Source organism: Edaphosphingomonas fennica (assembly GCF_003034225.1).
GTDB lineage: Bacteria > Pseudomonadota > Alphaproteobacteria > Sphingomonadales > Sphingomonadaceae > Sphingomonas_E > Sphingomonas_E fennica.
In genome coordinates this window covers 55,763-66,427 of the sequence record NZ_PHHF01000082.1, presented here as the reverse complement: position 1 = coordinate 66,427, position 10,665 = coordinate 55,763, and the positions used below count along the sequence as shown (strand labels likewise).

Below are 10,665 nucleotides of genomic sequence, written 5' to 3'. Positions count from 1 at the left end.
CCAGAATTCACCAACCGGCGCGGCCACCTATCGGCCATCAAAATTGACGCCGACCGGACTCCGTAATCGTCGCGCTACACGATCATCGGCCGCTGGTTGGGGGCGAGGCTGCCGGTGGCGGCCATCTGGATCGCGATCGAGCTGAAATTGGCGAAGCCGCACAACGCGAAGGTGACGACCGCCACCGTGTGCGGCGAAAGCTGATCGAGCTGCTGGCCGAGCGAGATATAGGCCACGAATTCGTTGAGCACGACCTTCTGGCCGAACAGGCCGCCGGCGATCCCCGCCTCGTTCCACGGCACGTTCAGCAAATACATGATGGGCGCGAAGACGAAGCCCAGCAGCTTCTGGAAGCTCAGCCCCTCCAGCCCGAACAGGTTGCCGACCCCGCCGAGAATGCCGTTGGCGAGCGCCACCAGCGCCACGAAGGCGAGCACCATCGCCCCCACCGAAACCGCGATGCGCACGCCCGTCTGCGCGCCCTGGGCGGCCGCCTGGATGATGTTGGCGGGCTTTTCCTCGTCATGCGTCGCCTCGGCGATGGCGATCTGGCATTCCTCGTCCGGCGCGTCCGGCGCGTCGGGCATGATGATCTTCGCCATCAATATGCCGCCGGGCGCAGCCATGAAGCTCGCCGCCAGCAGATAATCGATGCGGATGCCCATCGATGCATAGGCCGCGAGGATCGTGCCCGCCACGCCCGCCATGCCCGACGACATCACCGTGAAGAGCTGGGCGGGCGTGAGCGAGGCGAGATAGGGCCGGATCACCAGCGGCGATTCGCTCTGCCCGACGAAGATGTTGGCGGCCGCGCACAGCGATTCGACCTTGGAGACGCCCGTCACCTTCTCGATCCCGCCGCCGATCCAGCGCACCACCAGCGGCATGATGCCGAGATGGTAGAGGATCGAGACGAGCGCCGCGAAGAAGATGATCACCGGCAGCGCCTGCAGCGCGAAATTCTTGCCGAGCCGGTCGGCCGCGAGATCGCCGAACAGGAAGGACGTGCCCTCGTTCGCATAGCCGAGCAGGTTGGATACGCCCGCCGACAGCCATTCCAGCGCCCAGCGCCCGGCCGGCACGTAGAGGACCAGGATGGCGATTCCCACCTGGAGGGCGAAGGCCGCGCCGACGACGCGCAGCCGGATGGCCCGGCGATTGGACGACAACAGCACGGCGATCGCCAGGATCAACGCGATCCCGGCCAGGCCGATCAGGAACTTGGTCATGAAGTTTCGAAAACCCCCGGATGCCCCGCGCCGCATAGCCAGGCGCGCCGGGATGCGGTGATCGCATGCCGCGCCGCAATAGGCCAGCCGCTTTCGTCGCAAACCGGCGGCCGCCCCCCTCCGCAGCCATTCCAGCAGTGCCGGACATCGCCGGAATCCTGGCAAGGATCGCCATTGAAACATTGGGCACAGAGCGCGCTCCAAAAGCTCCGTCACCCCGGACTTGGTCCGGGGTCCATCTCTCGATCAACGCTGGCGCGCGATCATCATGCCCGGCGCCTGCCGCACGGTGGACCCCGGACCAAGTCCGGGGTGACGGGAGGATCCGGGCGAGAGGGCCTGGCGCCTCTCCAGCAACCGAAATCCACCGCCATCCCACTTTCGCGGGTGCGGGAAAGCCGTTAACGGGGGCCATGATGAACCCGGCCGCGCCCGCCATCCGCCCTTCCCTCTTCCTCTACGCGCTCCTCTACGGCGGCATGACGTGCATCGCCGGCGTGCTGGGCAACAAGCAGGTCGATCTCGGCCCGCTGGCGGTGGAAGCCGGAATCTTCGCCTTCCTCCAGCTCGTGGTGCTGTCCAGCGCGGTGGCGGAGCTGCACGGGCGGGCCACCGCCAACCGCATGGTGCTGTGGGGATTCGCACCTCTGGTGATGTCGATCCTGCTGATCCTGCTGGTGCTGGCGCTGCCCGCCGCCGATGAGATGGACCCGGCCCGGCGCGACGGTTTCCACCTGGTGCTGGGGCAGAGCCCCCGGCTGATGGCAGGCGGCATCGTCGCCTACGGCACGTCGCAACTGCTGAACGTCACCATCTTCAGCGCGCTCCGGCGCGGCGAGGGCCGGCTGCTGTGGCTGCGCGCGGGGCTGGCGAGCATCGCATCGCAGGTGGTGGATACCTTCCTGTTCGTGACGATCGCTTTCCTGGGCGTGTTCCCGATCGGCGAGCTGATGCTGGGCCAGATGATCGCCAAGGTGGTGCTTTCGATCGTGCTGGTGCCGCCGCTGATCTATCTGGCCGTCGGCATCGGCCGGAAGCTGGACGCGCGCGGCTGAGCCAGGCCGCCGGCGCGCAACCAACAGGTGACGCAAGCCCCCGTCCCCGCTATGGGCGCGCCATGACCGACCACGCCATCGATCCCGCCCTGCTGTCCAAGGCCGAAACGCTCGTCGAGGCGCTGCCCTATATGCAGCGTTATGCCGGCGAGACCTTCGTGGTGAAATATGGCGGCCACGCCATGGGCGATCCCGAGGCGGCGGCCGATTTCGCCGAGGATGTCGTGCTGATGAAGGCGGTGGGGATCAACCCCATCGTCGTCCATGGCGGCGGTCCGCAGATCGGCGCGATGCTGAAGACGCTGAACGTGGAGACCAGCTTCGTCGACGGCCTGCGCGTGACCGACGCCCAGACCGCGCGCGTCGCCGAGATGGTGCTTTCGGGATCGATCAACAAGGAAATCGTTTCCTGGATCGGCCGCGCGGGCGGCCGCGCCGTCGGCATTTCCGGCAAGGACGGCCGGCTCGTCACCGCCGAGAAGGTGCACCGCACCCAGCGCGACCCCGACAGCAATATCGAGCGCGCCGTCGACCTGGGCTTCGTCGGTGAGCCCGCGGACGTCGATTGCCGGCTGCTGGAAACCATTTCCAAGTCCGGCATGATCCCGGTGGTGGCGCCGATCGGCGTGGGCACGGATGGCGAGACCTACAATATCAACGCCGATACCATGGCCGGCGCCATCGCCATCGCCACGGGCGCGGCCCGCCTGTTCCTGCTGACCGACGTGCCCGGCGTGCTGGACAAGCAGAAGCAACTGATGCCGGACCTCACCCCCACCCAGATCGCGACGCTCCGCCAGGACGGCACGATTTCCGGCGGCATGATCCCCAAGCTCGAAACCTGCGTGCACGCCGTGGAAGGCGGGGTGGACGCGGCCGTGATCCTGGACGGGCGGGTGCCGCATGCCATGCTGCTGGAAATCTTCACCCGGCGCGGCGCCGGCACGCTGGTCCGCGCGGGCTGATCTCGATCCCGGCGACACGCGCCGGATCGTGACGGCGCGACAACCGGTCCCGAACTCCGCCGGGACGGCTGCTCATGCGGCCCCCTCCATTCCGCCCGTCGCCACCCTTATATTGCCCGGAAACGCCTCTCCGGCTAATCGAAACATCCAACGGCGGATCAGGGAAACTTGCTGATGTATCTTGTAGGGGCGCTGCTGAGCGTCATCGATCTTCTCATCAACATCCTGGTCGCGATCTTCATCGTCCAGATGGTGCTGTCGCTGCTGGTCGCGTTCAACGTGGTCAACACCTATAACGAATTCGTCCGCCGGCTGATGGAGGCGCTCTACCGCGTCACCGAGCCGCTGCTGCGGCCGATCCGCCGCTTCATGCCCGATCTGGGCGGGCTCGATTTCTCGCCGATGGTGCTGATCCTCGGCCTCGTCATCCTGCAGAAGCTGCTGGCCGGCATGGCCTATCAGGTGGCCTACGGCGGCTGAGGCGCTGCCCTGGAGCATCGCCGGGGACGGCGTGCAGCTGGCCGTGCGCGTCACCCCGCGCGGCGGCCGGGATCAGGTGGCGGGGCTGTGGCGCGACGCAGCCGGGCGATGCTATCTGGCGGTGAAGGTGGCGGCGGCACCCGCCGACGGCGCCGCGAACGACGCGGTGCGGGCGCTGCTGGCCAAGCGGCTGGGGCTGGCGCGGGGCGATGTGGCGCTGGTCCATGGCGCGACATCGCGGGAAAAGAGATTCAGGCTGGCGGGCGATCCCGCGGCCCTGGCGAAGAAACTGGCAGAATTGGGACAGGCGGAATGAGCGCGGAACGGATCGACGGCAAGGCATATGCGGCGGGCCTGCGCCAGCGGCTGGCGGCGGCGGTGCCCGCGTTCGAGCGGGCGACGGGCCGCGTGCCCGGCCTCGCCGTGGTGCTGGTGGGCGAGGACCCGGCGAGCGCCGTCTATGTCCGCTCCAAGGGCAAGGCGACGGTGGAAGCAGGCATGGCGAGCTTCGAGCACAAGCTGCCGGCCGACACCTCCGAGGCCGATCTGCTGGCGCTGGTCGACCAGCTGAACCGCGACGCAACGGTGGACGGCATCCTCGTCCAGCTGCCGCTGCCCAGGCAGATCGACGAACAGCGGGTGATCGCCGCGATCGACCCGGACAAGGACGTGGATGGCTTCCACGTCGCCAACGCCGGCCGGCTCGCGGTGGGCCAGCCGGGCTTCGTGCCCTGCACGCCGCTCGGCTGCCTGATGCTGCTTCAGGATCGGCTGGGGGACCTTTCCGGCATGGAGGCCGTGGTGATCGGCCGTTCCAACATCGTCGGCAAGCCGATGGCGCAGCTGCTGCTGGGCGCCAACTGCACCGTCACCATCGCCCACTCGCGCACCCGCGATCTGCCCGCCGTGGTGCGCCGCGCCGATATCGTCGTGGCCGCCGTCGGCCGGCCGGAAATGGTGAAGGGCGATTGGCTGAAGCCCGGCGCGGTGGTGATCGATGTCGGCATCAACCGGGTGCCGGCCGCCGAGGAAGGCAAGACCAGGCTGGTCGGCGACGTCGACTATGCCAGCGCCGCCGAGGTCGCCTCCGCGATCACGCCGGTGCCGGGCGGCGTCGGCCCGATGACGATCGCGGTGCTGCTGCGCAACACCCTGGTGGCGGCCTTCCGCCGCGCCGGATTGGCCGCGCCGGAGGGACTGTGATCCAGGCGGCGCTGCTGCTGCTCACCGCGGCAACCGCGCCCCCTGCCTCCATCGGCGCCGAACAGGCCGAGCGCGCCTTCGCCGCCATGGCGCAGCGCGATGGCCAGTGGAGCGCATTCCGCGCCTTTGCCGCCAGGGACGGGCTGATGTTCGCGCCCGAGCCGGTGAAGGCGCAGGCTTTCCTCGCCGGCCGGGAGAACCCGCCAGTCCCGGTGATGTGGTGGCCGGCGACGGCGATCACCGCCTGCGACGGCAGCCTCGCCATATCGACCGGCCCGTGGATCGGCGCGACCGAGGGCGGCACCGGCACCTTCACCACCGTGTGGCGGCGGCAGGCCGACGGCGGCTGGAAATGGCTGCTCGACCATGGCCGGTCCACCCCGGCCTTCGTGCCCGCCGGACGGGAGGTGGCGCATATGTCCCCCGATTGCAGCAGCCGGATCGAAAAGACGGCGCGCGCGCAACGGCTGGCCGAGGAAACATCCCTCGCCCCCGACCGCAGGCTCGCCGCCGATGCCGTGCAGCAGCGCGAAGGCCGCATGCCGGAAAAGGCCGTGCGCACGCTGGCCCTGCAACCGCAGGGCGCGCTGATAGCGGAAGGCCGGTCGGACGATGCGACGCTCGCCTGGCAGGCCCATGCGCTCAAGGGCGGCAAGCCCGGCGCCCATGATCTTGCCGTCTGGCAATGGCGCGGCGCCGATGGCTGGCGGATCGTGCTCTACGAGACCATAGGGATCGAATGATCGAGCTGTTCATCTCCGCCTTCGTCACCTTCTTCGTGGTGATCGATCCGCCCGGCTGCGCGCCGATCTTCGCCAGCCTCACGGCCGGCGCGACGGCCGCGCATCGCCGGGCGATGGCGGTGCGCGCGGTGATCGTGGCGGCGTGCATCCTCCTCGTCTTCGCCTTGTTCGGCGAGGATTTCCTGCGGGCGCTGGGCGTGAGCCTGGATGCCTTCCGCATCGCCGGCGGCATCATGCTGTTCGTGATCGCGATGGAGATGGTGTTCGAAAAGCGCACCCAGCGCCGCGAGGACCGGGCCGAGAAGATATTGCAGGAGCATGTGGAGGACGTTTCGATCTTCCCCATGGCCATCCCGATGATCGCCGGCCCCGGATCGATCGCCAGCGCCATGCTGGCCATCGGCAAGAGCCACGGCTGGGTGGAAGGCGCGGTGGTGCTGGCGGCGATGGGCGCGATCCTGCTGCTGACGCTGGCGGCCCTGCTCACCGCCGGGCCGCTGATGCGGCTGGTGGGCCAGAATGTGGAAGCCGTGGTCTCCCGCCTGCTCGGCGTAATCCTGGCGGCGCTGGCCGCGCAATTCGTGATCAACGGCATCCACGGATCGTTCGGCCTGGGGTGAGCCGGGCACGACCCCAGACTATCGCTTCACGGCCGCCCACGAATCATGGAGCCGCCGCCCCATTTTCCCACCGGGCCGCGGCCCCTACCCCCGCACGCGCCAGAGGCGGAAGGGGGATCCCTTGGGGAGGGCCACGGGCTGCAGCCAGTCCGGCGCCTTGTCGTCGCGCAGGCGAGTGTAGAAGCCGTGGGGGGCCTCGCTCGCATAGACGGTCGATTCAGACATGCCGGGGCAGATCAGCACCATCGTCACCCCGTGCCGGGCGATGATGCCGCGCGCCTGTTCCGCCGATCCGCGGAAGGCGTGCTGCACGTCCAAGATCGCCTGCTGGTTGCGATGATAGGGGCCGGCGATCGCCTTGTGGTGCGTCATCGCGATCAGGCGGGGACCGAAATCGACGAAGGTGAGGATCGTCGCCGCCGGCATATGCGCGATCGGCCGTAGCGCCGGCAGGGTCGGGCAACGGCGGTTGGCGGTGTTGATCGCCTTGCGATAGGCGTTCGGCGCCTCCGCCGGGATCATGTCCACCGCAAGCCGGCCGAACATGCCCGTCACCACCAGCACCAGCAGCGCCGGCACGCCGATGCGGGTGAGCGGCCGGGCCTGCCGGCGCGCCCAGCCCAATCCCGCCCAGCCGAGCGCCGCCGCCCCCGGCACCGCGAGCAGCTGGGCAGCGGCCCCGGCGCGGAGCTGCCACAGCAGCATGGCGGCGGCGGTGGCGGCCAGCAGGCCGGCGCCGATCCACGGCATCAGCATCGGCGTGCGGCGCGCGCGCCAGATCGCGAAAAGGCTGCCGATCAGGCCGATCACCGGCAGCGCCGCCGTGGGCAGCGCCACCCGCCAGCCATGGGTGTAGATCGGCCGCGCCTCGCGCACCTTGCTGAGCCACAGCCTGTCGAGTTCCGGCGAGACGCCTTCCGGGCGCGACAGGCAATGCGGCCAGGCCAGCGCGAAGCAGCCGCCGATCACCGCCGCCGCCAGCACCGCCAGCGCCAGCCGGGCGGGCCAGCCGCGCACCGGCAGCAGGGAAAGACCGACGAGGAGCGCGCCGCCGCCCAGCGCCGCCGAAAGCCATACCGGCGACAGCGCGTCGCACACCGCCCCGCGATTGTCGTTCGAGGCGAAGACCAGGAAACCGATGGCGCAGCCGGCCGCCAGCGACACGCCATAGGCACGCAGCCGTTCCGCCTCGCCCCCGTCCACCACCCAGCGCAGGCCGGTGATGCCGGCGATCAGAACCAGATAGGGGAACATCTCCAGCCCGATCACCAGCGACAGCGCGGTGGCGATGCCGATCGTGGCCCCGCCCCGCGCCTGGCGCGGATCGGCCATCCCGGCGACGGCAAGGGCAAGGAAGGCGAGCTGCCAGCCGTGATGATCGATGCGCAGCGGCGTCCACATCGCCATTGCCTGCCCGCCGAAGACGAGGATCAGCAGCCCCAGCGCGAAGGCGGCCGGCGCCACCAGCCGCCGCACGGCCAGCGCCATCGCCGCCATCGATGCGCCGAGCGCGAACAGGGGCGCGATCGCCGCCGCCCATTTTTCCGCCATGATGCCGCCGAGAAAGGGGCGCAGGCCCAGGATCAGGCCCGCGATCGGCAGGTCGACGAGGCGCGACCAGTGGATGTTGGCGCCGCCCGGCGGATCGAGCTTATACTGGCGCAGGTCGAACCAGGCCTGCCCGTCCAGCCAGGCGCGCACCTCCGCCAGCCGGAGATTGTCGTCGGTGTCGAGCAGCGCGAACCAGCGGATCGCACCCCATTTGGACGCGATCATCGCTATGGCGGCGATCGCCCAGAAGAGCAGCACCCAGCGCAGCCAATGGCGCGCGAACGGATCGTCTTGCACACTTCCCATAAGTGTTTTCCGCCATTAGTGGCTCGGGGGCAAAGGGCAAGCGGACAGACATGAACGGCACCATCGGCCCCTGGGCCCAGTATCGCGCATTGCTGGCGCAATTCTTCCGTTACGCGCTGACGGGCGGGCTCGCTTCCTTCGTCCATCTCGGCCTTTACTGGTCGCTGGCGGAGCTGGCCGGCGTCGCGCCGATGGTATCGAACCTGCTCGGCTTCTCGGCCGCGGTGGTGGTCGGCTATGTCATCCACAGCCATTGGAGCTTCCGCGGCCACGGCCGGCGCGGCAACCTCGCCCGCACCGGCGGCCGCTTCATCGCGGTGTCGCTGGTCGGCCTCGCGCTCAACAGCTTCTGGGTGTGGCTGTTCGTGGAACGGCTGGGCGGGCCGACCTGGTGGCCCATGCCGTTCATGGTGACGGCCACGCCGCTGCTGGTGTTCTGGCTCAACCGCCGCTGGGTGTTCGCCTGAGATCGTTCCGGCCTTGCCCCCGGAATAGCGGCGCTACAGCCCCTTCTGCCAGGGCAGGCGATCGAGATCGACATTGCCGCCCGTGAGGATCACCCCCACCTCGGCGCCCTTCACGTCCACCTTCCCTTCGATGAGCGCCGCCACCGGCACGGCGGAACTCGGCTCGATCACGATCTTCAGCACCTCCCACACCAGCCGCATCGCCTCGACGATCGCGGCCTCGCTCACCGTCACGAAATCGTCGAGCAGGGCCGAAAGGATGAGGAAACCGTTGGCGCCGAGCGTGGTGCGCAGGCCGTCGGCGATCGTATCGGGCGGATCGCCGGCGACGCGCTCGCCCGCCTTCCACGATCGCCAGGCATCGTCCGCCTGCGCGGGTTCGGTGGCAATGATGCGGATCGACGGCTGCAGGGTGCGCGCGGCGACCGCCGTGCCGGACATCAGCCCTCCGCCGCCCACCGGCGCCAGGATCGCATCCAGCGGGCCGGCCGCGTCCAGCAATTCCATCGCCGCCGTCCCCTGCCCCGCGATCACCATCGGATCGTCATAGGGATGGACGAGGGTGGCCCCGCGCGCCGCCACGATCGCGGCCGCCGCCGCTTCGCGCGCGGCGATGGTGGGCGCGCAGAATTCCACCTGCCCGCCCAGACGCAGCACCGAATCGACCTTCGCGCGCGGCGCATTTTCCGGCATCACGATATAGGCCGGCACGCCGCGCGTCGCCGCCGCTAGGCTGAGCGCCGCGGCATGGTTGCCCGACGAATGGGTGACGACGCCGCGCGCGGCCGCCGCCGCATCCAACGCCAGCACGGCATTATGCGCGCCGCGTGCCTTGAACGCGCCGATCCGCTGGAAATTCTCGCACTTGAAGGCCAGCCGCGCGCCGAGGATATCGTCCAGCCGGCGCGACCGCAGCACCGGCGTGTGGTGGACATGGCCTTCGATGCGGATCGCGGCCTCGGCGACGTCGGCAAAGCTGATCGGCAGATCGGCGGTCATGGCAGGCGCTCCGTCAATGGGCCAGCTTCAGGCCGGCGATGCAGCCGACGAGGCCGACGATCAGCGCCAGCCGCACCGCGTTGATCGGCTCGCCGAACCAGAGGATGCCGACGATCACGGTGCCGAGCGCGCCGATCCCGCCCCACACGGCATAGGCCGTGCCCATCGGGATGGAACGCGAGGCGATCTCCAGCAGCGCCATCGACAGGCCGACCGATACCAGGAATCCGAACGTCCACGGCACGTTGCGGAATCCGTCGACGAAGCGGAGGCAGGTGGTGAAGCCGACCTCGAAACAACCACCCAGCACAAGCCACAGCCACGCCATCGATTTTACTCCTCCCACATCGCGACCTGCGATAGTCTTCCCCGCCATGGCAAAGCGCGGACGCGAGGGCAAATCCGGGGGCATCGGCAATCGCATCGCGCCGCCGCGCTTCATCGCCGGCGGCGTGATCGCGGTCGTCGCCTCCGCGATCTTCTGGGGCGCCAGCCGAGACTGGCGGCTCGCGATCCTGCTGGGCTTCGATGCCGCCGCGATCGTGTTCCTCGTCTCCTGCATATCGCTGTTCGACAATGAGGCGAGCGAGATGCGCGCCGCCGCCAAAGCCAATGACGCAAACCGCGTCGGGCTGCTCGCCATCACCGGCGTGGTGATGCTGGTGATCCTCGTCGCCATCGGTGCCGAATTGCGGCTGGGGCAGCAATCGGCCGGCGCCGCGATGCTGATCGTCGCCACGCTGGTGATCGCCTGGCTGTTCAGCAACATGGTCTATACCCTGCACTATGCCCATCTCTTCTACAGCGAGGGGCCGGAGGGCGGCGACAGCGGCGGCCTGGGCTTCCCCCATGTGCGCGAGCCGGATTACTGGGATTTCGCCTATTTTTCCTTCACTTTGGGAATGACGTTCCAGACATCGGACGTCGACATCTTCGACCATGATATCCGGCGCACCGTGCTGCTGCACAGCATCGCCGCCTTCGTGTTCAACATCGGCGTGCTGGCCTTCACCATCAACGTGCTGGGGGGATAAGGGGCAAGCCCTG

General features: G+C 69.0%; 13 protein-coding genes. 9 read left to right on the top strand and 4 right to left on the bottom strand.

All coding sequences use genetic code 11. From position 1 onward, the window contains the following. Positions 1–74: 74 nt before the first annotated feature. Positions 75–1,229 carry a NupC/NupG family nucleoside CNT transporter gene (locus tag CV103_RS21040; RefSeq protein WP_107396098.1) on the bottom strand — a complete coding sequence of 385 codons (1,155 nt, stop codon included), beginning with the start codon at positions 1,227–1,229 and terminating at the stop codon, positions 75–77. A 413-nt stretch (positions 1,230–1,642) separates the two neighbouring features. Between CV103_RS21040 and CV103_RS21035 the strand changes: the two genes are divergently transcribed. The 7 genes from CV103_RS21035 (at position 1,643) to CV103_RS21005 (ending at position 6,295) form a co-directional block, all read left to right on the top strand. Then, complete coding sequence (locus tag CV103_RS21035) at positions 1,643–2,284, top strand: queuosine precursor transporter (protein ID WP_107396097.1); 642 nt, start codon at positions 1,643–1,645, stop codon at positions 2,282–2,284. Between the two features lie 62 nt (positions 2,285–2,346). Beyond that, entirely contained in the window at positions 2,347–3,249 is a 903-nt protein-coding gene (gene argB / locus CV103_RS21030; protein WP_015458379.1) for an acetylglutamate kinase, read from the top strand. Between the two features lie 174 nt (positions 3,250–3,423). Next, positions 3,424–3,729: a YggT family protein gene (locus CV103_RS21025; protein WP_070934971.1), complete on the top strand. Its 306-nt coding sequence runs from the start codon at positions 3,424–3,426 to the stop codon at positions 3,727–3,729. A gap of 31 nt (positions 3,730–3,760) precedes the next feature. After that, positions 3,761–4,045 (top strand): DUF167 family protein, encoded by a 285-nt coding sequence (locus CV103_RS21020; protein ID WP_015458381.1) that lies wholly within the window; start codon positions 3,761–3,763, stop codon positions 4,043–4,045. After that, complete coding sequence (folD, locus tag CV103_RS21015; protein WP_015458382.1) at positions 4,042–4,932, top strand: bifunctional methylenetetrahydrofolate dehydrogenase/methenyltetrahydrofolate cyclohydrolase FolD; 891 nt, start codon at positions 4,042–4,044, stop codon at positions 4,930–4,932. Before CV103_RS21020 ends, folD begins: the two co-directional genes overlap by 4 nt. Continuing rightward, entirely contained in the window at positions 4,929–5,675 is a 747-nt protein-coding gene (locus tag CV103_RS21010; protein ID WP_107396096.1) for a hypothetical protein, read from the top strand. Before folD ends, CV103_RS21010 begins: the two co-directional genes overlap by 4 nt. Then, positions 5,672–6,295, top strand: a complete 624-nt coding sequence (locus CV103_RS21005) for a MarC family protein (protein WP_015458384.1) — start codon at positions 5,672–5,674, stop codon at positions 6,293–6,295. Before CV103_RS21010 ends, CV103_RS21005 begins: the two co-directional genes overlap by 4 nt. Before the next feature lie 84 nt (positions 6,296–6,379). Here the strand turns inward: CV103_RS21005 and CV103_RS21000 are convergent, their stop codons facing one another. Next, a complete protein-coding gene (locus CV103_RS21000) occupies positions 6,380–8,152 on the bottom strand; it encodes a hypothetical protein (RefSeq protein ID WP_107396095.1) in 1,773 nt (590 codons plus the stop codon). Between the two features lie 50 nt (positions 8,153–8,202). Here CV103_RS21000 and CV103_RS20995 point away from each other — a divergent pair, with 50 nt between their 5' ends. Further along, positions 8,203–8,619, top strand: coding sequence for a GtrA family protein (locus tag CV103_RS20995; RefSeq protein ID WP_015458386.1), 417 nt, complete (start codon positions 8,203–8,205; stop codon positions 8,617–8,619). 33 nt (positions 8,620–8,652) lie between these two features. Here CV103_RS20995 and CV103_RS20990 read toward each other — a convergent pair whose 3' ends face one another. Both CV103_RS20990 and CV103_RS20985 read right to left on the bottom strand, forming a co-directional pair. Beyond that, complete coding sequence (locus CV103_RS20990; RefSeq protein WP_015458387.1) at positions 8,653–9,618, bottom strand: threonine ammonia-lyase; 966 nt, start codon at positions 9,616–9,618, stop codon at positions 8,653–8,655. A 13-nt stretch (positions 9,619–9,631) separates the two neighbouring features. Next, positions 9,632–9,946, bottom strand: a complete 315-nt coding sequence (locus CV103_RS20985; RefSeq protein WP_015458388.1) for a DMT family transporter — start codon at positions 9,944–9,946, stop codon at positions 9,632–9,634. A 46-nt stretch (positions 9,947–9,992) separates the two neighbouring features. Between CV103_RS20985 and CV103_RS20980 the strand changes: the two genes are divergently transcribed. Then, positions 9,993–10,652, top strand: coding sequence for a DUF1345 domain-containing protein (locus CV103_RS20980; protein ID WP_015458389.1), 660 nt, complete (start codon positions 9,993–9,995; stop codon positions 10,650–10,652). Positions 10,653–10,665: the final 13 nt, after the last annotated feature.

Excerpts from the sequence above, each read along its gene's own strand:
- CV103_RS20980 (WP_015458389.1), top strand. The coding sequence starts at position 9,993 with ATGGCAAAGCGCGGACGCGAGGGCAAATCCGGGGGCATCGGCAATCGC.
- CV103_RS20990 (WP_015458387.1), bottom strand. The coding sequence starts at position 9,618 with ATGACCGCCGATCTGCCGATCAGCTTTGCCGACGTCGCCGAGGCCGCG.
- argB (WP_015458379.1), top strand. The coding sequence starts at position 2,347 with ATGACCGACCACGCCATCGATCCCGCCCTGCTGTCCAAGGCCGAAACG.
- CV103_RS20995 (WP_015458386.1), top strand. The coding sequence starts at position 8,203 with ATGAACGGCACCATCGGCCCCTGGGCCCAGTATCGCGCATTGCTGGCG.
- CV103_RS21035 (WP_107396097.1), top strand. The coding sequence starts at position 1,643 with ATGATGAACCCGGCCGCGCCCGCCATCCGCCCTTCCCTCTTCCTCTAC.
- CV103_RS21005 (WP_015458384.1), top strand. The coding sequence starts at position 5,672 with ATGATCGAGCTGTTCATCTCCGCCTTCGTCACCTTCTTCGTGGTGATC.
- CV103_RS21000 (WP_107396095.1), bottom strand. The coding sequence starts at position 8,152 with ATGGGAAGTGTGCAAGACGATCCGTTCGCGCGCCATTGGCTGCGCTGG.
- CV103_RS20985 (WP_015458388.1), bottom strand. The coding sequence starts at position 9,946 with ATGGCGTGGCTGTGGCTTGTGCTGGGTGGTTGTTTCGAGGTCGGCTTC.
- folD (WP_015458382.1), top strand. The coding sequence starts at position 4,042 with ATGAGCGCGGAACGGATCGACGGCAAGGCATATGCGGCGGGCCTGCGC.
- CV103_RS21025 (WP_070934971.1), top strand. The coding sequence starts at position 3,424 with ATGTATCTTGTAGGGGCGCTGCTGAGCGTCATCGATCTTCTCATCAAC.
- CV103_RS21040 (WP_107396098.1), bottom strand. The coding sequence starts at position 1,229 with ATGACCAAGTTCCTGATCGGCCTGGCCGGGATCGCGTTGATCCTGGCG.